This window comes from Bacillus sp. AFS037270, assembly GCF_002585305.1.
Window position 1 is genome coordinate 125,095 of the sequence record NZ_NUNF01000002.1, and the last position, 21,208, is coordinate 146,302.

The window sequence follows — 21,208 nt, forward strand, 5'->3', positions numbered from 1 at the left end:
CTTATAATACCTTGATAACTCTTAAATAAAAAGGATGATGCCTGTTAAGACATCACCAATTAGGAAATAGACCTAAATAACTAGAAAATCAAAATGGACATGTTCATTTAGTTTTTCATTCTGTATCATTAAATATCCAACTTAAATTAAAAAAGGAATTACCGTAACCACTAAGAAAAAGCCACCATTATAGCAGTTGTGAATTTTTATATTTGGATATCATATTTACTTTTAAATTCAAAAATCTCATCAATAGCATGGTGATATCCACCCGATTTTTGAAACGATTCCCTGATATTTGAAACAGCCTTATGAATAGATGGGCTGTTTAACACATGATCTGTGGCTTCACGTAGTTGATTTGCAGTCAAGCCTTGCATTTGTAATTTAATACCGGCACCCATATTGGCAACTTGCCCGGCAATGATCGGCTGATCTGCGCTTTGTGGGATTACAATGAGCGGAACCCCGTAATAGAGACCTTCATGGGTACTGTTCATTCCACCATGTGTGATAAATAATTTAGTGTACTTCAGTACCTCAGTTTGTGGAACATAATTTTTTACAATGAAGTTCTTTGGGATCTCCCCTAAATCAGATATTTGAGCTTTTTCCCCAATCGACATGACAACGGTATGATCAGTGTTCCCAAATGCCCTAAAACAAAGCTTATAAAAATCAATGGCCTGGTTAAAGACAGTACCCAGTGAAATATAAATCGGACTTTTTCCTTTGATAGCCGCAAGGTCAAAGTTTTCCTGCTTTAATCGTGAAGAGATGGATGGACCGATAAATTTGTAAGTTTGGTCGAATGCTTCTCCAAAAGGTTGAAACTCCCTAGTTGTATAAACGATTGTAAGTGGTGCAGGATTGCAAAAAACTTCATAAGGAGAAGCGATCTCGACCTCATATTTTTCCTTCACCATTGCCGTCAGGCTTTGATATTCATCGTTTATTTCTTTAACCACTTCTGTCGGAATGTTTTTAGAAAGCTTTTCCAACATTTTATTGAATGATTCCTTTGTCTGTGCAAAGGAAGTACAAGAATTGATTGCCGGAAGCTTAAGGATTTGGGCAAGTAAACGTCCACAACCAAACATGGAATCATGAATGATGTAATCAAAATGTTCTCCTTCAATCTGTTCAAGCACGCTAGGTATGACAATATCTGCCGTAAGTAAAAGACCGTTAATTCTTTCAAGTAAATAATTTCTTCCACCCGAGATAAAGGCTGTTATAAATTTTTGACCGTCCAACGTTCGTACAGTGGCTCCGGTCTTCTCAATTCGCTCTCGAAAAGCTTCTATTGTAAAGTACACTACCTCTTCGCCGCGGGAAATAAGCTCTTGTACAACTCCAATAGTTGGATTGATATGTCCTTCTGAACCGGCATTAATAAATAAAACACGTGCCATTTTCATCACTCCTTAGCTATAATGTTTTCTAGTTTGTGTATGGAGTAAGGAGTCACTCCCCCATGCCATTGCCATGATAATCCGTTACAGGAAAGAACAAAAGCGCAAGCGCCTTGAACAGCCCCGACAAGCATAAGACGCTCAGGGAAAGAAGGCGTTCTTTGCCTTCATTCCCTGAGTGGCTTATAACCTCGAGGGCTAGGCGCTGGAGATGGACGTTGACAGTCCTTTTATTAGCAGTTATCCACAAGCGAAAATTTTATAATTTCCTAAACGACGAAGAAAGGCAACACCCAAATGGGTCAGTTGCCTTTCTTAAAATCAGTTGTGATACACACTCGGGCGTGCGATATCTATCCCTTGGGGTATAAGCCACCTACTCCCTTCACCGGAAAGCGTTTCACACCATAATTTAGACCCTTAGCGAGCCACGGAAACCCCTGGCAGCATAGTAGGATTCTGCTCCATTGTGGTACACAAAGACAGTGTCGTAGCGACGATCACAAAAGATGGCCCCACCGAGTTTTCTAATATTAGCAGGTGTTTTCACCCAGCTAGATGTTTTAGTATCAAAATTTCCATGTTTCTGCAGCTCCCGGTATTGCTCTTCCGATAAAATCTCAATTCCCATGTCAGCAGCCATATCTATAGCGTTGTTTTGTGGTTTGTGTTGTTTCCTTGACTCGAGCGCTTCACAGTCGTAACAAACACTTCTGCGGCCTTTAGGACTTTCCGATGAACAATCATAAAAAATGTATTCGCCCGCCTCTTTATCATGAACAATAACATCCGGCTCACCGCCAGTTCTTTCCATTTCATTAAGCGACCACAGTTTTTCAGTATTAGATTCTAGACTTGCTTGTACTTTAGCCCATTCTAGTCCTTTATGGCGGTTCATGTTTTTTTCAAAACGAGCCTTCAATGTTCTGAGTATTTCTTCATGTTGTTCTGGTGACAACTGCTTTTTTTCATTTGTCATACTAAAACCTCATCATCTATTATGTTTAGAACTAGTTTTTTTAAAATTGCTTCCTTCATCTTTTAATATCATTAATATACTAGACTCAGCGCCTTCTTTTCAATCAAAGAGTTGGATAAAAGGTAGCATGTAAAACAGTTACTAATTTTGTTTATCCATTAGTTTCTTAACTTCTTCCATGCAAGGCATGCTTAATATTGCACCTTTCCTTGTTGTGACAATTGCCCCAACCGCATTTCCAAATATAGTAATTTCCTCCATATCATCGATGTTTAAATCAGCAATAGGTTTATTTTTTTCTAAGTATTTATACAAAACGCCACTAAAGAAGCCATCTCCCGCACCTGTTGTATCAACTGGAATCACTTTGAAGGATTTAAATTTCCCTATGTTCTCCCCTTTTCGATAAAAACAGCCTTCTGCTCCTAAAGTGACAAATATAAGTTCTGTGTTATACTGTTCAACGAGTTGTCTTGTTCCTTTTTCTAAATCTGCCTTTCCAGTAATGAATTCCAACTCTTCCTCCGAAAGCTTTACGATGTTTGCATATTTCAATCCCTCTTTAATCATTTTCTTTGCATGCTCTAGATTATTCCAAAGCAAAGCCCTTAAATTAGGATCATAGGAAACAACTTTCCCTTGTTCTTTTGCTAATTGGACTGTCTTTAGAGTGGTAGTGGCAGCTGGTTCATTAGTGAGGGAAAGAGATCCAAAATGGAAAATTTTGGTTTGAGCTACGATATTTTCATTAATGTCATCCTCTGTTAACTTGGTATCCGCACCGGGATTTCGATAAAAGCTGAATGAACGGTCACCATATTCATCTAAATGAACAAATGCCAGAGTAGTATTTGCTTTTTGGGTAAAGGATAATCCCTCGCAGCATATGTTTGTATCTAATAGAACTTGCTTTAAATAATGTCCAAATTGATCATCTCCTACCTTACCAATAAAACAAGTCTTCTTGCCTAATTTGGTTAAGCCCGCTAATACATTGGCCGGGGCACCACCAGGATTTCTTTCAAAGACAACTTTGCCAGGCTGAGAAGAGTTATAAGGAGTTAAATCAATTAATAACTCTCCAAGAGCTGTTACATCATACATTTGAACCTCTCCTAAATTTTAGAATATATTAAGCCAGAAGACTACTCTTCTGGCTTTTTATTTGAATTGGAACTATTTAAGTTCTGCTTCGTAATCTATCAAGAAGCACGGCAATAACAATAACTATCCCTTTTACAACTTGTTGCCAGTAATAATCCACGTTAAGCAAAGTCATTCCATTCGTTAACACAGCCACAATCAAAACCCCAATGATAGTTCCTTGTATACGGCCACGTCCCCCTACAAAACTAGTACCACCTAGTACGACAGCTGCTATCGCATCTAGCTCAAATGCTATTCCTACCATTGGCTGCCCTGAGAACAAACGTCCTGCCATCACAACGCCACTAACACCGGCGAGTAAGCCACTGATGGAATATACATTAATCAGGGTGCGATTAACTTTAATCCCTGTAAGATGTGCAGCTTCTTCATTACCGCCAATAGCATAAACATGGCGCCCGAACATCGTATACTTTAAAACGATTAACATGATGATATAAACAATTGCCATCACATAAATTGGAGTAGGAATCCCCAGAATTTCACCTGCTCCAATGAACTTGAACTGCTTTGATGCCAATACTACAGGATATCCGCCGGTTATAACATAAGCCAATCCCCTCAGATAGGTCATACTTCCAAGCGTCACGATAAAGGCAGGCAATTTAGGTACAGCTGTTAAAAATCCATTAATAGCCCCAGCAACATATCCTACAGCAACTCCTACTAACATAGCGATAACTGGAGGAATTCCGGCATTTGATAGTAATACAGATATAACACCGCTCAATGCAAGGGTTGAGCCTACCGATAAATCAATTCCTCCTGTTAATATAACTACAGTCATCCCAGCTGCCAGAATGGCAGTGATTGAACTCTGCTTTAGTACGTTTAAGATATTACTTGAGTCTGTGAAATTCGGTGCAAAAATAATCATAACTATGATTAATAAGGCAAGAATTATTACCATGCCCAGCTGATTAAAAATCTGTTTTGACCGTGCCTTGAATGAAACTACGGATGGACTTGACATTTGTAAGTTTGTATTCATTGTTTAACCTCTCCTGTAGCATAGTACATAATTTTTTCTTGTGTAGCTTCATCACGAGATAGTTCAGCTCTTAGTTTCCCCTCATGAATCACTAAAATCCGATCACTAACTCCTAATACTTCTGGTAATTCAGAAGAAATCATCAATACAGCAAGCCCTTGTTCTGCTAATTTACTTATGATTTTATGAATCTCAGTCTTTGCACCTATGTCTACACCACGGGTCGGTTCGTCAAGCAGCAGTATTTTAGGACTAATAGATAACCATTTAGCAATAACAACCTTTTGTTGATTTCCCCCGCTAAGGCCCATAACATTTTGTTCCTTTGATGCCGTTCTTACTCCAAGTTCTTTGATGTATCGATCCGCATCACGATTCATTTGCTTATACTGCAATAGTTTAAATTTACGATAGGTTGGCAATTGTGCCATCAGTATATTTTCTTTTACAGATAAATTTGGTAATAACCCCTGTTCCTTCCTGCTTTCAGGAACATGAGCAATGCCAAGTTTTATTGCGTCAATAGGACTTTTTATATGAACCTGCTGGCCATCCAAAATTATTTGACCCTCTGACAGTTCGGATAGTCCAAAGATTGTTCTTACCAGCTCAGTCCGTCCCGCACCGACAAGTCCTGCTAAGCCCACAATTTCACCAGGGTAGATTTTCAGCGATATCCCCTTTACAATCTTCTTGTCAGAAACATTTTTTAACTCAAGGACTGGTTTTTGTTCAGACCTAACAATGCTTTCGATTCTGTCTCTTACAAATAGCTCATTTAACTCTCTTCCTACCATAAGTTTTACTAGATTCTCGGGATTTGTATCCGAAATTGGTCCACTTGTAACCCAATGACCGTCTCTAAGCACTGTAAAGCGATTTGAAATTTTAAAAATCTCATCCATTCGATGAGAAATATAAACAATAGCTACGCCTTTTCTTCTTAATTCTTCAATGATGCCAAAAAGCTTTTCTATTTCTTTATCTGTCAGAGATGCCGTCGGTTCATCCATAATTAAAATCTCAGAATTAAGTGATAAAGCTCGAGCAATTTCTACCATTTGTTGTTGGGCCACACTTAAGGTGGAAACATCCGCTCGAGGATCTAGGGAAGATCCTATGGACTTTAAAACTTGGGCAGCATTTTCATAAATATTATTCCAATTTATTAGGCCCAGCCTATTTTTCTTAAATGCTGTCCCCATCATAATATTCTCACCAATGGACAAATTAGGTGAAAGGCTTATTTCTTGGTGAATAACACTAATCCCTTTATTTCTTGCCTCCATTGGATTATTCCAATGTACTTCTTGACTTTTATATTCAATCGTTCCTCCATCAGGCTGATACACTCCAGCCATGATCTTCATTAAAGTGGATTTTCCTGCACCATTCTCCCCCATCAAGGCATGAACTTCCCCTTTATAGAGTTCGATATTAACGTTTTGCAACACCTTGACACCGGAAAATTTCTTCGTAACCGCCTTCATCCTAAGGATGGGTAACTGACTCTCTGGTAGACTACGATTTATTTGTTCTTGAACCTGAAATACTGCCATTAGTGCCACTCCCTAAGTCTCTTTTTAAGCCCTATTTTACTAGGATATAAATATAGTGCTCCTGATAGAGCACCATATTTTACCTCCACTAGAGGGAAATCAATTACCAGCCACTATAGGAATCAACATTATCTTTAGTGATAAATTTAGTTGGAATAAGAACTTTTGAGTCAACTTTCTTTCCATCAATGACTTTTAATGCTAAGGCAACACCATCAATAACCATTTGATTCGGGAATTGTGCTGAAGTACCAGCAAAGCTTCCGCCTTTTTTCAACGCATCAACCGCAGAAGGCGCACCGTCAACACTTACGACAAAGAATTCATTTTGTCTACTAGCTTGTTCTTGAGCAATTTGTACTCCAACAGCCTCTTCATCATTTATTGTAAATACTGCATCGATTTTTTTGTTTGCTGTTAGTGTACCTTCCATTACGGTAAGAGCCTTTTCACGATTACCCTCACCATTTTGTTTAGCAACAACCTTGATATCTGGATATTTTTTAATTACTTCGTTAAAACCTTTAATTCGGTCTGTCACTGCTGAAACAGGTGGTCCATCAATAATAACAATATTACCTTTTCCATTAAGTTGTTTTACAAGGTACTCCGCAGCTAATTTACCTGCTTGAACGTTATCAGACATAACCACTGAGTCAATGCCGCCTTCTGCAAATCCATCAAGAGCAACAACCGGAATACCTGCTGCTTTTGCCTCACTAACTGCACCAGCAATACCAGCAGAATCAAATGGGCTTAATAATATTAAATCAACTTTTTTTGTGATAAAGTCTTCAATTTGTGCAGTTTGTTTAGCAAGATCTTGATCCGCACTTACAGTCGTTACTTCAGCATTATACTTAGAAGCAACTTCTTTAGCCCCTTTAGACATCGCTACAAAGAATGGATTACTTAAATTTGGAACTGTTAAACCAATCTTTAGCTTTTTTTCAGTATTAGACTTGTCATCTGTTTTACCTCTATTAGAAGCGCTCTCATTATTGCTGCATGCACCTAAAAAGCATAAAGTTAAAATTAATATTACTATATTAAAAATTTTAAAGTTTTTCATGATTTGTAATTCCTCCTAAATATAGTTTTGTAAAGTAATAGATACTTATAGCAAAACACAATCCTTGTAATAAAATCTGTAATACCGTAGTATAAAAAATGAGTGCTAAAATTAGTATTAATTTTAGATTTACTCAGGCTGGGTTATGATTTTGGGCTTTTTTCCATTTGGTCGTGGTTGCCCTAAATCGTAACCTTTTTTGTGATTCTTTCATTTTTCTCCCCCAAAAAACAAGTTAATTAAAACGTTTAAAATCTCTTCTATTATTTTCACAACTCTATAAGCATCACCTCCTAAAAATAGTGTGGATATTTTTTAAAAACGCTTTCATTAAACGCCTTCATTTTTTGCTTTTATCTGATAGTAGATCCTTACCTATGGGGGAAAAGTCAGACTACTCGAACAGAAATTCCTGATTCCTCAATGCGGTTAAGTACGGTCTTTTGTGCAGCACTATCGGTTATTAAATAATTTATCTCATGAATATCCGCAAACTTCGCAAAACTTACTTGACCTATTTTAGTATGATCAGTAATGAGAATAACCTTTTCCGCACAATCAATCATTTTCTTTTTCGTTGATGCCTCAATTAAATTTGGGGTTGTTAAGCCATTTTCTACATCAACGCCATTCGTAGCAATAAACGATTTGTCTACACAAATTTGATTAAAGCTGTTTTCAGCCAATGGACCAACCAACGCTAGTGTTTCTGAACGCAAAGAACCACCACATAATAAGACTTCAATTCCAGATACATCCTTTAATTCGTTGGCACATAATATTGAATTGGTAACCACCTGTAAGCTCGAAAATTTTCTTAGTTCTTGAGCAAGATAATAGGTTGTCGTACCCGAATCGAGCAAGATACTTTCACCGTTCTCAATAAGCTTAGCCGCTTCCTTTGCAATAGCCCTTTTCTCTTTTTGAAACTGCACTTCTTTCTCAATGTAAGTCGGTTCGAAGGTCACACTTTTGAACAAGACAGCCCCACCATGCGTTCTTTTTAACAATTGTGCTTCCTCTAGTTCCTTTAAGTCCCTACGAATGGTTGACTCAGACAAGTCGAAGTGTTGACTTAATTCTTGTACATCAACTCTAGCATTCTTGTTTAGTAACTCTAATATGGCCGACTTTCTTTCTATACCGTACACAGAATCGTTTCCTCTCCAATTCATTTGAAATGCGACGTTTGACCGCTTAAGCTCATTTTTGAATGAATTTGGTTTTTTATGCTCATTTTTGATTATATGTGCTATTTTACCAATTTACAATATGAATTTCGGAATAATTGTGAAAATTTTAAAATTAATAAAATAAAAAAACTATTGTTTTTCGACGATTAGAATACGTTAGACTATACTTATTATTTATTAGGGGAACACTCTGACTAAGTAAAACTTAGACGTAAACACAAGTAAGGGCTTCGATTTGAGAGAAATGAAAGTAGTTTTGAAAAAGAAAAATTGAAGTATAAATTCTAAAATAGAACTAAATGGGAAAAAGGAGGTTCTCCATTTAGGGAGTAACTCCTCGTTTGTGGTCCCAAAATTGAATAGAAGCAGGAAATCCCTTACTGGGTTCCTGCTTCTTCTTTTAAAATCATAGCCGAGACGCATTCGACGTGTGTAGTCATTGGGAACATATCAACCGGCTGCACCTCAACCGTTTTGTAGCCGCCATCCTCAAGGATTCGTAAATCCCTGGCGAGCGTCGCAGGATTACAGGATACATAGACCACTTTCTTAGGCTTCATATCAATAATTGTCTGCAGCAACGCCTCATCACAGCCTTTACGAGGCGGGTCAACCACGAGCACATCCGCAGTATTACCTTCCTTGTACCACTTTGGAATCACAACCTCTGCTTCTCCGGCAGCAAACTCGGCATTGGCTAGTCCATTCAACTCCGCATTTCGCTTGGCATCTTCAATCGCTTCTGGCACCACTTCTACTCCGAAAACTTTTTTAGCCTTTTGTGCTAAAAATAAAGAAATCGTCCCGATTCCGCAATAAGCATCAATTACGGTTTCTTCACCGCTCAAATCAGCATACTCCAGGGCCATGTCATAAAGTACCTTTGTCTGAACCGGGTTAACTTGGTAAAACGACAAAGCGGAGATGGCAAATTTCACTTCGCCAATATAATCGTAAATGATCTCACTTCCCCATAAAACCTTCGTCTTTTCACCCAATATAACATTAGTACGTTTAGAGTTTACATTGTGAACAATTGATTTCACCTTTGGCAGCCGTGCTATGATTTCTTCAACCAACTTATCTTTTTGTGGTAATTCTGCGGTTCTCGTAATCAGCACAACCATAAGCTCGCCCGTCTGCTTTCCGAAGCGTGCCATAATATGACGGAGGACTCCTTTATGTGATTCCTCCTGATAAGCAGGGATAGCAAGCCTGCTGCAGATCTCTTTGATTGTCTGAACGGCCTCATTAATTTCCGGCAACTGGATTAGGCTTTCATCGGTATCGACAATTTCATGACTCCTTGGTTTAAAAAAACCAGCAATCAGTTGGCCGTCTTTTTCGCCAACAGGCACCTGTGCTTTATTTCGATAATGCCAAGGATTTTCCATACCTAGGATCGGATGAACGATGACATCTTCGAGTTTGCCGATTCTAGTTAGCACTTCACGGACTTGATTTTCTTTATATTTTAGCTGGCCTTCATAGCTGATATGCTCGAGCTGGCAGCCGCCGTATTTATGACGTTCACTGCTCGGAATTTCAACCCGGTACGGGCTTTTTTCATAAAGCTCGATTAATCTTCCAAAACCATAGCTTTTACCGGTTTTAATTACCTTCACTTTAGCCTTTTCATCGGGTAAACCGTTTGGGACAAATAATGGATACCCATCTACCTTTGCTACTCCTGCCCCGTCATGGGTTAAATCCTCAAACACTACATCTATAAATTCATTTTTAGTTACTGGGATCGTTTTGTTCATTTATTTCTTCCTTTTCTCCGAATTGACTAGAAAGATTGTAACATACATTGGGTTGGAACACGAAATGATGCTTATGAGGTGACGTGATTCCGCGTGTTCCTGTGATAATTCCACGTCAATCCTTATTAATTCCGTCGATTTTACCTTTATTCCGCCTAAAATTCTAATTTTCCCGTCGAATCTGAACATAATTCCGCGGAGTTGTGTATTTTCAGCCATTAAGAAGGACGCCCCAATTTCAGGACGTCCTAAACATTATTCCTCTGCTTTCATCGCAGCCACTTTTTCTTTTACCTCTTCAATATTTCTCATCTTGTTATCCCAACACTTTTGACTCAAGTCAACGGGATACTCTTCCGGATTCATCGTACGCTTATATTCATCCCAAAGACTATCAAGGTTTTGCTTTAAATAGTCACGAGACTCTTCTAAACAAGGGACCTCATATACTAGCTCTCCGTTAGTAAATATGTTCACATGGAGTTCCTTTGCCGTAAAGTTCGTTACCACTTTATTTATAAACGTATGAGTTGGATGGAACATGCGCAGCCGTTTTTCTGGCAGAACTTCATCTTCCATCGCAATATAATCCCCTTCGGCATGGTTATTGGTATTATTAATAATCCGGTAAATTTTTTTCATCCCCGGAGTCGTTACCTTCACCGGATTAGAGGAAATTTTAATGGTATCCTCTAATTCACCATGACCATTTCCATCTTCAATTGCAACAATTTTATAAACTGCACCAAGTGCTGCCTGGTCATAGGCCGTGATCAACTTGGTCCCAATTCCCCAGCTGTCAATTCTTGCCCCTTGCCCTTTCAAACTCATAATCGTATACTCATCAAGGTCACTTGATGCTACAATTTTCGCGTCTGGAAAACCAGCTTCATCCAGCATTTTACGAGCCTCTTTGGATAGATAAGCAAGGTCACCGCTATCAAGGCGAATGCCGATGAAATTAATCTTGTCGCCCAACTCTCTCGCCACCTTGATGGCATTTGGCACTCCAAGGCGAAGGGTATCATATGTATCCACTAAAAAGACACAATCTTTATGTGTTTCCGCATATTTGTGAAAAGCTGTATATTCATCCTTATAGGCTTGGACCATTGCATGCGCATGTGTACCAGAAACCGGAACGCCGAATAGTTTTCCTGCACGCACGTTACTGGTCGAGTCAAAGCCTGCCAGATAGGCTGCTCTCGTTCCCCAAATGGCTGCATCCATCTCCTGTGCCCGTCTTGTTCCAAATTCCATCGCCACCGCATCACCAACAACCTGCTTCATTCTAGATGCCTTGGTCGCAATTAATGTTTGATAGTTCACAATGTTAAGTAACGCTGTTTCAATGATTTGCGCCTCGCCTAGCGGTGCATCCACCCGTAAGATAGGTTCATTACCAAAGACTAGCTCGCCTTCTTGCATAGAACGAATCGTCCCGGTGAAACGCATATTTTTTAAATAGTCGAGGAAATCATCCTTGTAACCCACTTCATTTTTCAAATACTCAAGGTCTTCTTCACTAAAACGAAACCCTTGGATAAATTGAATCACTTTTTCTAGGCCAGCGAAAACAGCATAGCCATTTCCAAATGGCAGCTTGCGGAAAAACAGCTCAAATACCGCACGTTTATTATGTATGCCATCTCTCCAATACGTCTCTGCCATATTAATCTGATACAAATCGGTATGCAGAGATAAACTATCATCATGATAAATGTGTTTCATCATAAAACCTCCGGAATACTATTACAGCTTAATAAAATATAACTTATCATAACATTTAAAAATCTATTTCACCATAGCAGCGAGGGATTGTGCGAAGTGTTCGAGCGCCCATTCATGACCCGCTTGATTAAAAGATGCAACAGCATCCTTATAGACAACAATATTGAATCCCTTATTATAGGCATCGACCGCGGTATGAAGCACACAGATATCTGTACAAACGCCCACAAGATGCACCTCAGTGATTCCACGCTCACGCAGTTTAATTTCAAGGTCTGTTCCCGCAAAGGCGGAATAACGGGTTTTATCCATATAGGCCACATTCTCAAGCTGTTTATTATCATCGTACACCCCCTGAAGAGCGCCGAACAAATCACGGCCAGCCGTTCCTCTCAGATTATGGGGCGGAAATAATTTCGTTTCCGGGTGGTATTGATCGCCCTTGTCATGAACATCAATGGCAAATACCACATAATCGCCATTTTCAATAAATTCCTTGGTGAGCTCGACAATTTCACCTTCAATCTGCTGCCCTGGTACCCCGCAGGTTAATGCTCCGGCATCTGCAACAAAATCATATGTATAATCAATATTAATTAAGGCTCTCATTTCTGGATTCCTCCTTAAAAAAGTCTTTCACTCATTATACACAGAATGTGGAAAAAAGTCCGCTCCACGAGGAACGGACTTTTCTTATAAGATAAGAAAGTATAAAAGTTTTTGACTTTGAAAATTGTCTAGCTCCAGCGCCTAGCCCNNTTCGGCCGGATTGGCTTATGCTTGTCGGGGCTAATCAAGGCGCTTGCGCTTTTCTTAACTATATCTTTGACCTGTAACCCAATCTGTCGGACGGTCATTCGGACGGATATCATCTAGAGGCACAAACACTTCTAAATGACGGTATAGATTTTCAAACTCTGCCGGAAGCAGACCGCCAAATTCACCGTCTAAATTTAATTGGACCTTTTCGCTGGAATAAACCTTAATTCGATTAGCCTGTGTATAAATCACATTTGGATCGTTTACATGTTCACCGCGAACTGCTAGTGACGAAATCCGGATAAACTCAGCCAGATTTACCTTTTTCAAAATTAACAAAGAGAATAAACCATCATTAATCGAAGCGTCCGGTGCCAGCTTTTCAAATCCACCGATTGAGTTGGTCAGCCCGACAAGGAACATCATGGCTTCCCCCTCAAACAGCTTTCCATCATATTCAATCCGAAGATCTGACGCTTTAATGGACGGTAGCATTTCCATTCCTTTTAAATAGTAGGCAAGCTGCCCGAGCATGGTCTTTAGTTTGCTTGGCACTTCATATGTAATCTCGGTTATCCGGCCGCCGCCAGCAATATTAATAAAATAACGATCATTAATCCGGCCAATGTCTACGGGAATTAGTTCCCCTTTTGTAATGATATCCACTGCCATTCCGATATCTCTTGGAATTTGGAGGGCTCGGGCAAAATCATTGGTTGTTCCTGCTGGAATAATTCCTAATTTTGGTCGATATTCTTGTTCAGCGAGGCCGTTTACTACTTCATGTATGGTTCCATCGCCACCTGCAGCAATGACTACATCGTACTGACGTTCCACTGCCAGCCGTGCCGCCTGCGTTGCATCTCCTGCACCTGTTGTAGCATGGCAGGATGCCTCATAGCCGGCGATTTCTAGTTTTTCAAGGATTTCCGGTAAATTCTTCTTCAGAATTTCCCGTCCTGAAGTAGGATTATATATCAGTCGTGCTCTTTTCATTAATCATCATCCTATTTATTAAATAACAATTGGCGTTGTCAGTTCTATATTCTACCAATTATTATTCAAGCTTACAAATATATTGGTAAACTGATTATTGATTTATGTTCAGCTTAACCTCATACGCATTGCTAATATGAATCAGGTATTTTCTCTCACCAGATTGATATACCGCGCTTTTTGGCCCAGCAGCATCATGCTCTTCGCCCTTCGGTTCCTCTGTGATTTTCCACTCTTTCCCACTCAGTTGGTCAACACCAACGGTCTCTACCGTCATATTACTATTTTTCATCACATTCACCGTTACAGCTGATGAACTTTCAATATTCCAGTCGTTCACAAGAGTGCGAGGTTTAAGACTAAGTGAATTATTATTTCCTACCACTTCTAGTTTTACATTGTTAGGAACCAGAATAGTTGCTGCCACGATTCCCTGTGAATTAAACGGACCCATTTCGTCAGGCAGCATTTTAAAATTCAGATAGAGCGTGTCCCCCTTCTGATTGGCCATAACAATATCGTCCGCATTCTTTAGCAAAGCTGTTTTTTTCGCCGTTTCTACTCTGTATGTGCCAAACATCGAGACCGCTTTGTCTTCTGTTGCCTCAACCGTCATATCATACCCAACAGATCTGACTACTACACGTTTTATACTGTCATCCGTTTTATACGAAAAAGCCGGGAGATCATAGGAACGGACTTCTTTTGCCATCACCTCTTCTACCTTGCCCATCACACCTGCTGAGCTAAGAACCGCAAAGATAATACCTGCAGTACCAATTAATCCGACAAAGAAGATACTTAGAAAATCATATTTTAATATGGGCTGTTCCTGTCTTGAAAGAAATAAATAGACTAAAATTTCAACCCCCAAAACCACTAGTAATACCGGCCACCAAGCCATCAGCACCTCCGCTAAGTTTAAACCGAGGAACTTTGAAAAGAAAAGGAAGAGGCCTAGGAAAATAAGGGAGGCCCCCATTGAAAACGTTCCAACGCGCCAAGTCCTCATTCTTTATGCTCCCCCTTTCTTTTTCTAAAAAGAAACCCAATTCCGGCTCCAATCAGTACTACACCAGCCATCCTGCTTCCCCACTTACTCATGGCTTTTTGCCTCCCTCTTTTGTTTACTGCCAGATAAAAGCTTGATTCCGCCACCAATTAACAACACACAGACAAGAGCGGTTTGGAAATAGCCTTGAATCCAATACATGATATCTACATTGATTAATCGATTGATAAACGGTGAGAAGGCGGGCAGCAGGATGTTCATCAATAAATAATAAACCCCTAACAAGACAAGCCCGATTCCAACCCACTTTTGATGGTTAAGGAAGTAAGCGATAATTGGTTCATCTTCGACCTTTTCTACCCCAAACCTTGAAACCTTCTGCATGGCATCAAAGAAGCTATAGAACCAAATGATCGGGATTAAGAACAAGAAGATTCCCAGTCTTAATACGTCTAAGATATAAATCGAGAACAAGAATGCAGCCATTAACTGGATTCCGCGGCGCTGCAAGCCTAAATATAGGTGTCCCGCTCCCGGGAAAATCGAGAGAAAGGTTGCAATCGATTTACTCTTTTTTCCGTCCTCCCGGCGCATTTCAAAGTCCTCAAAGATTGTTCGGTCAATCAGCTCTTCTCCACGCTGCTTTTTATTTACTTGCTGAACGGCATCAAAAAATCCATATACCCAGATAATCGGCAGTCCTGCCAAGAAAACCATAAACTCGCTGCGGTTGGACATGGATGTTACAAAGATGACCATGACAGCCAGTCCTAGAAACGCTCCTAGCAGCGTTAATCCTCTATTCATAAGGCCAATTTGGAAGTGTCCTAGTCCTGGGATAAAGGAGAGGACAATCGTATAAAAGCGCTCTGAGTCTTGGGCAGCCTTGTTAGGATTCTGAGGGTCAGTGTCCCCTTCAGCGAGACGTGCCTTCTTTTGTTTTGAGACCTGTACGCCCATATCGATAAAACTGATCAAATAAATAAAGATTCCCGCCATGAATGCTAAGATGGCAACCTCTGGGGTGTTATTCATTAAGGCTATTACGGTAACGAATGCCAGGCCAACAACCGAAAGTAAATACAGAACCCCGCGCACCATATTACCGAAATAAATATGTCCGAGGCCAGGAAAAAGGGATAGTGTTAATGCCTTGGTTGAACTTTTCATTTCTTATTTGCCTCCTTTTTTTCTAGTGAATCCATCCATGCAAATGTTTTATTAATAACTCCTTCCGTCACAGAAGGCTTAGGTTTCCTTTTCTGAATCATCGGTTTCTCTAAAGAACCAGCATACGTTGCAAGCGATTGAAACGCCCCCGAAAACATTAGAAGCAAAGTCGCAGCCGCTGCCAGCAAATAATGAAAACCTGCCCTCTGATACAACGGCTTCCTTTCGGTGCCAGGCACCGAATTCACCATTTCCACACCCTTAAAAGTACTATGGGTGACAGGCACCGAGAAAACTATTTCCACATTGTTAATGTTCTTATTTGTGAAAGGTCCCATTTCCATTACACGGTCGGTGAAATTTGGTTCGTCTGGAAGGGCTGGCAGGGAGGTTTCATTTGCTGTTACAGCTTGTAAGTAAACTTCTAGACACTGATCACATGTATAGAGATGACTTTCCAAATCTTCGCGGCGGTCTTCACTAAGTTCGTCCTTCACATAATGCTGCCATTCTTCGTAACTGTAATGCTTCATGAAAAATCGTCCTCCTTCCAATTCTTTTTTATCCAGTTTCTCGCTCGGTACAACTTGGTCTCAATCGTTTTCACCTGAACATTTTGTTCCTCGGCCATTTGCTGATAGCTTTTTTCAGCTATGTAAAAACCGTAAATCACATCCCGGTAATTCTCCGGAACTTCATTCAGCTTTTTTTGAACAAGGCGGCGCTGGTCCTGGGCGATAACTTCTTTTTCCACACTATCCTTTGGCGTCCCCAGCACCTGCTGTTCGAGTGCCTCCACAACATCCTCTCTTCGTCTTGCCTGTTTTCGTTTAACATCTATTGCATGGTTAACGGCAATCCGCGTCATCCACGTTTTAAACCCTTGATTTCCATACTGGGGGAGAGAGGAGTAAATTTTCATAAATACTTCCTGGGCAGCGTCTTCTGCTTCCTTTTGATCGCGAAGAACCGCAAAGACAGTCCGGAACACATCATTGCGATACTTCTCGACCAATAGACGAAAGGCATGATCATTGCCCTCGAGTACTTTTTCAATTAAGACTGTGTCACTAATCGTTCTCCCCCCCTTTCTTTTTTTCTTTCACAACAATAGACGAAACTTATCTGAATTAACCCTACACATATTTTAAAAAATTTATAAGATTTTTTTCATCATAACATGACTAATGTAAAAGTCTGGATCCCCCCATTAATTAACCCAAATAAAAAAACGTGGAGGAATATCCTCACACGTCTCAAACGTTTCTATTGTGATAATCGTAAAATACAAACTACACTCATGCGGTATCTTGAACGGCTCCCTCTCAGAAATGGAGCTAAACAATTCCTTGAGAGCTTCATTTCGAGCTGGTTCATCCAGATTCCCCATCCAAGAAACCGATTCTACAACTGGAGACTACCATTAATTTCACAGGTATATCTTCTCATGAACGCGCATAGCTATTAGCAACTTGGCCAAAATCTGTCGGCTTCATATAGAGAACTCCCTTTTCTTCCTAATTGTGATAATTTACCAAAATAATACCATTCTAGTATGTTAGAATTCTATTAGAAAATATATTGTGAGGGAATGATGTAAATGTTTTGGTCGCTGCTTTTAGCTTCCTACTTAATTGGAAGCATTCCCACCGCACTAATTGTAGGCAAGCTATTCTTCGGGGTCGATATCCGCGAGCTCGGAAGTAAAAACCCCGGCGCCACCAACACCCTTAGAGTCCTCGGTAAGAAATGGGCCGTGGTTGTGCTCCTCATTGATCTGGCAAAAGGCTCATTAGCTGCTTATCTGCCAATCTACTTTCAGCTTGATGCAGAGCCGCTATACTTCGGCCTATCAGCAGTCATTGGTCATTGTTTTCCCATTTTCGCAGGTTTTCGAGGCGGCAAAGCGATTGCAACTACAGCTGGTGCTCTGTTGATTTCGAATATCCCTTTACTGGTCATCGCCTATGTATGCTTTTTCTTAGTAATCTTTCTAACAAAATATGTATTTATTGGCTCCATCTCAGTTGGCCTTAGCATGTTTGCTTATGCCCTTATCTCTCCTAAACTGGAATTAGAACTTATCTTCTTAGTGTTTTCACTTTTTTTACTGTATCTTCACCGCTCCAACATACGTAATTTCATCCTTGGCATTGAACCGAAGATTAATGATAAAAAACTGATAAACGATCGCATTCCACCAAAGAACGGCGGCGGCTATAAGATGTAACCAAAAAGGGGGGCCTTCTAATTGAAGTCCCCCCCTTCTTTTTTATAAAAGTTTAGCTATGATGCTATCAGCAACCGTTTGCCATATTCCAGCGTCGGTTAGGTATGAATCTCTTAGCTGCTTATACATCGCCATTTGCTTCTCTTGGAAATCTGGTGCGTCCTTGTCTGGAAGTCCTGCACGCCTTTCCATCACAAGCGCCTGCATCTCTGCTGCCCTCGGCCCCCAAACCGCCACTTCTTCACCTTTCTTATTTATAAAAACATAAATAGGAATCGCTCGGGATGTGCCGTTGGTTAAGTATTGGTCCATTAATTCTAGGTTTTGATCACGGAGGACAAAACGAAGTTCCATCCCCGCTGCCTCGGCAATCTTCATCAAAACAGGGTTATTGAGCAGCGCATCACCGCACCAATCCTCTGACAGTGCAATAACCCTTAATTGTTGCTCCTTTAAAGCTCCCAGCCTGCCTTGATCCTCGGCCGTTAAGTTAAACTTCTCATAAATAGTCAGCATTTCTTCTTTATTTTGCTTCATTGAGTGGATGTACTCGTCAGAACTCAACCCTTTTTGATACCATTCATTTAAATTCATGTTCGTATGCACCTCTTTTTAAAATGATTTTGAGAGATCCTCTAGCTTCACAACCGTCTTCCAATTACGTACAGTTGCCGGTACGCGAAGTTTGGGAAGCTGTGTTGCCAGCTTAGAATCCCTGATACTCTTACGGAAGTAGAAGTAAACTTCTTTCCCCTTAATTTTACACTCTTCTAAATCATTGTTATAGCTGTACATGTGGTTGATACCCTCTCTAGAAGGTTCTCCTCCCAAAAAGGCAACTTGGACACTTTCCCCTTCACTTAACATATCCGTTGAATATGGGCAATCCTGGATAATCTGTTGTAGTTCCTCCGCGGTTCTTATAACGACCGGCACTGGAAAACCAAAGGTATTATTTAGTTCTTCCTCAATTTTCTTACTAAGTTGTTCTGCTTCCTCTACTGATTCAAATAAAACATTACCACTTTGAATATATGTCTTCACTTTTTGTAAGCCCAGCGATTCTAATAGGTTTTTTAAGTCTGCCATCTTAATTTTGTGATGCCCGCCAACATTAATACCCCGTAACAGCCCAATATAAATAGTCATTCCTCAGCCTCGCATCCTTATGATATCCCTTACCTAAATCTTACCATTTAGAATAAAGAATAAACTATCGAAAAGACTTATACTCTAAAATCTTACTGTTTTCGTTTTTGGGAGGTTTCCCTATGAAAATAAATAGGAAAATAAAGAGGGAGACAATCCGCATATGAAGAACAATAATAATAACAATAATAAAATGGAGGAATAAACGATGGTCCCACAAAGAATTAACTTATTAACGATCGGTGCATATGACTTACCGGTTCTTCGAGCTTTTTACAAATCCCTGGGCTGGGAGGAAACGGAGACCAGCTCTGATACATATGCTGTCTTTAAAACTGCCGGCGTCCTGCTTACACTTTTTCCAATAGCAGAGCTGGCAAAAGATGCTGGCGTTGAATTGCCAAAATCTCCTGAAACTTTTCACCCCGTGACATTTGCTATAAATGTAGAGCAGCCAGGAAAAGTAGATTCAACTATCGAACTAATCCGTAAAGCTGGCGGGGTCATTCTAAGAGAACCAAGTGACGCCTTCTGGGGTGGGCGTACTGCCTACTTTGCAGACCCTGAAAAAAACCTTTGGGAAGTCGCATGGAATCCGAGTGCTGTTTTTGATGAACGGGGAGCCATGATTGCCTTTTAAAAACGAGGATACATAGCTATCCTCGTTTTCTTTGTCATAAATATTTCATACTAAACAAACGTTTGATTAATTTTACTTAGAAACTAAACAAACGTTTAATTAAATTCCATTAAAACCCTGGTACATATAGATTTTTCGTACCAAAACCAGAAGAATTTTGTAGAAATATAGGAACTAAACAAACGTTTAATTAAATTGGTTTTAAGCCTTACAAGACTTGAATTCAAATGCCTTTTAGTAAAATGATGCCAGCAATAACTAACAAGAATACTGCCGAGATTAGTCATCAACGACACCCATCGACACCCTCCCCCAATATCCCCTACCAACTAAACGTTTGATTAGAAATCCATTAAACCCTTACAATCAAAGGATTCCTTCTCCATTTCCCGGGAAAATACTGTCGAGACATGTTTCGACACTTCCCCGTAATAAAAAAGCTGAAAGAATAAATCTAAAGGGTTCCGTTTTCGGGTGCTTCCTTAATAAATGGCACAAGAAATGACGTATGAATTGGCATACGTTATTCATCTACACAAATTGCCCCCCACCATAAGGCAGGGGATGCATGCATTTATCGATTACTACTTACGCAATTCCAACCGTCAGGTGAGAATTCTCGCTAGACCAAACGCGACTGCTGCTGCAAGTCCTCCAGTGATCATCGTTTGAAAAGCACTCTTAATTGGTGATGTTCCCGTGAACCTTCCTTTTATATATCCAAAAATCAACAAAGCAATCAGCGTGACAATTACAGAAACCATTAATGCGGTTGCAGGATGCTTGAAGATAAAATAAGGAAACAAAGGGATTATCCCGCCGATAATATAAGAAAACGCAATGGTAATTGCGCTGTTTCTCGCCCTTGTCGGTTCAGGCTTCTCCAGCCCCAATTCGAATTTCATCATAAAATCCACCCATTTTTCAGGGTTCTTTTTCATGGTTTCGGTAATCGATTTTATTTGAGCTTCTTCGAGTCCATATTCCCGAAAAATTTCAGCTACTTCCTCTTCTTCGCGCTCTGGAAGTTCGATAACCTCGCGTTTTTCACGGGCAAGTTCAGAATCGTAATGTTCCGCATCCGTCTCCCCTGCCAAGTATCCGCCGAGTCCCATCGCAATAGACCCTGCTGCAATTTCAGCGCTTCCGGCAGTAAGGATCAAAGTTGTTGTATCAACTGCACCGGACAATCCAGCAGCTAATGCAAACGGTACGGTTAATCCGTCTGACATACCAATGACAACATCTCGAATAAAGTCAGATCCAGTAAAGTGTTGTTCTACGTGATGTAGGTGTTGATCCATTTTTTCACCTCCTAATTAGATGATGTGACATTAATAGATAAAATATAATTAGCATTACAATTCTTGTAATTAAAT

General features: G+C 40.1%; 20 protein-coding genes. 2 read left to right on the forward strand and 18 right to left on the reverse strand.

Annotation, left to right across the window (positions count from 1 at the left end):
• Positions 1-206: 206 nt before the first annotated feature.
• The 15 genes from COD92_RS00990 to COD92_RS01065 all read right to left on the reverse strand — a co-directional run bounded on the left by COD92_RS00990 (position 207) and on the right by COD92_RS01065 (position 16,885).
• Positions 207-1,415: a macrolide family glycosyltransferase gene (locus COD92_RS00990; protein ID WP_098531168.1), complete on the reverse strand. Its 1,209-nt coding sequence runs from the start codon at positions 1,413-1,415 to the stop codon at positions 207-209.
• Positions 1,416-1,827: 412 nt separating this feature from the next.
• Positions 1,828-2,394 (reverse strand): DUF4256 domain-containing protein, encoded by a 567-nt coding sequence (locus tag COD92_RS00995; RefSeq protein ID WP_098530753.1) that lies wholly within the window; start codon positions 2,392-2,394, stop codon positions 1,828-1,830.
• Between the two features lie 141 nt (positions 2,395-2,535).
• The gene (locus COD92_RS01000; RefSeq protein WP_098530754.1) at positions 2,536-3,498 is read right to left on the reverse strand and encodes a carbohydrate kinase family protein; all 963 of its coding nucleotides are present in this window, start codon (positions 3,496-3,498) and stop codon (positions 2,536-2,538) included.
• 76 nt (positions 3,499-3,574) lie between these two features.
• Complete coding sequence (locus COD92_RS01005; RefSeq protein WP_098530755.1) at positions 3,575-4,552, reverse strand: ABC transporter permease; 978 nt, start codon at positions 4,550-4,552, stop codon at positions 3,575-3,577.
• Positions 4,549-6,111, reverse strand: coding sequence for a sugar ABC transporter ATP-binding protein (locus COD92_RS01010; protein ID WP_098530756.1), 1,563 nt, complete (start codon positions 6,109-6,111; stop codon positions 4,549-4,551). Before COD92_RS01010 ends, COD92_RS01005 begins: the two co-directional genes overlap by 4 nt.
• A gap of 103 nt (positions 6,112-6,214) precedes the next feature.
• Positions 6,215-7,183: an ABC transporter substrate-binding protein gene (locus tag COD92_RS01015; RefSeq protein WP_098530757.1), complete on the reverse strand. Its 969-nt coding sequence runs from the start codon at positions 7,181-7,183 to the stop codon at positions 6,215-6,217.
• Between the two features lie 389 nt (positions 7,184-7,572).
• Positions 7,573-8,334, reverse strand: a complete 762-nt coding sequence (locus COD92_RS01020) for a DeoR/GlpR family DNA-binding transcription regulator (RefSeq protein ID WP_176550382.1) — start codon at positions 8,332-8,334, stop codon at positions 7,573-7,575.
• A gap of 419 nt (positions 8,335-8,753) precedes the next feature.
• On the reverse strand, positions 8,754-10,142 hold the full coding sequence (gene rlmD / locus COD92_RS01025) for a 23S rRNA (uracil(1939)-C(5))-methyltransferase RlmD (RefSeq protein ID WP_098530759.1): 1,389 nt from the start codon (positions 10,140-10,142) through the stop codon (positions 8,754-8,756).
• Positions 10,143-10,397: 255 nt separating this feature from the next.
• Positions 10,398-11,873, reverse strand: a complete 1,476-nt coding sequence (locus tag COD92_RS01035; protein WP_098530761.1) for a nicotinate phosphoribosyltransferase — start codon at positions 11,871-11,873, stop codon at positions 10,398-10,400.
• 63 nt (positions 11,874-11,936) lie between these two features.
• Positions 11,937-12,482: a cysteine hydrolase family protein gene (locus COD92_RS01040; RefSeq protein WP_098995843.1), complete on the reverse strand. Its 546-nt coding sequence runs from the start codon at positions 12,480-12,482 to the stop codon at positions 11,937-11,939.
• A gap of 204 nt (positions 12,483-12,686) precedes the next feature.
• Positions 12,687-13,628: a diacylglycerol kinase gene (locus tag COD92_RS01045; protein ID WP_098530763.1), complete on the reverse strand. Its 942-nt coding sequence runs from the start codon at positions 13,626-13,628 to the stop codon at positions 12,687-12,689.
• A 94-nt stretch (positions 13,629-13,722) separates the two neighbouring features.
• Positions 13,723-14,640 (reverse strand): hypothetical protein, encoded by a 918-nt coding sequence (locus COD92_RS01050; protein ID WP_098995844.1) that lies wholly within the window; start codon positions 14,638-14,640, stop codon positions 13,723-13,725.
• Positions 14,641-14,724: 84 nt separating this feature from the next.
• Positions 14,725-15,810: a hypothetical protein gene (locus COD92_RS01055; RefSeq protein ID WP_098995845.1), complete on the reverse strand. Its 1,086-nt coding sequence runs from the start codon at positions 15,808-15,810 to the stop codon at positions 14,725-14,727.
• Complete coding sequence (locus COD92_RS01060; RefSeq protein ID WP_098995846.1) at positions 15,807-16,343, reverse strand: anti-sigma factor family protein; 537 nt, start codon at positions 16,341-16,343, stop codon at positions 15,807-15,809. The genes COD92_RS01055 and COD92_RS01060 overlap by 4 nt, the downstream gene beginning before the upstream one ends.
• Positions 16,340-16,885 (reverse strand): RNA polymerase sigma factor, encoded by a 546-nt coding sequence (locus COD92_RS01065; RefSeq protein WP_098530767.1) that lies wholly within the window; start codon positions 16,883-16,885, stop codon positions 16,340-16,342. The genes COD92_RS01060 and COD92_RS01065 overlap by 4 nt, the downstream gene beginning before the upstream one ends.
• A gap of 525 nt (positions 16,886-17,410) precedes the next feature.
• Here COD92_RS01065 and plsY point away from each other — a divergent pair.
• A complete protein-coding gene (plsY, locus tag COD92_RS01070) occupies positions 17,411-18,040 on the forward strand; it encodes a glycerol-3-phosphate 1-O-acyltransferase PlsY (RefSeq protein ID WP_098530768.1) in 630 nt (209 codons plus the stop codon).
• Positions 18,041-18,082: 42 nt separating this feature from the next.
• On the opposite strand, the gene COD92_RS01075 is transcribed toward plsY, so the two are convergent.
• Entirely contained in the window at positions 18,083-18,634 is a 552-nt protein-coding gene (locus tag COD92_RS01075; RefSeq protein WP_098530769.1) for a thioredoxin family protein, read from the reverse strand.
• 18 nt (positions 18,635-18,652) lie between these two features.
• Entirely contained in the window at positions 18,653-19,189 is a 537-nt protein-coding gene (locus COD92_RS01080; RefSeq protein ID WP_098530770.1) for a DUF1697 domain-containing protein, read from the reverse strand.
• A gap of 208 nt (positions 19,190-19,397) precedes the next feature.
• On the opposite strand from COD92_RS01080, the gene COD92_RS01085 reads away from it, so the two are divergent.
• Positions 19,398-19,829: a VOC family protein gene (locus COD92_RS01085; protein ID WP_098530771.1), complete on the forward strand. Its 432-nt coding sequence runs from the start codon at positions 19,398-19,400 to the stop codon at positions 19,827-19,829.
• 605 nt (positions 19,830-20,434) lie between these two features.
• Here COD92_RS01085 and COD92_RS01090 read toward each other — a convergent pair.
• Positions 20,435-21,133, reverse strand: a complete 699-nt coding sequence (locus COD92_RS01090; protein WP_098995847.1) for a VIT1/CCC1 transporter family protein — start codon at positions 21,131-21,133, stop codon at positions 20,435-20,437.
• Between the last annotated feature and the right edge of the window lie 75 nt (positions 21,134-21,208).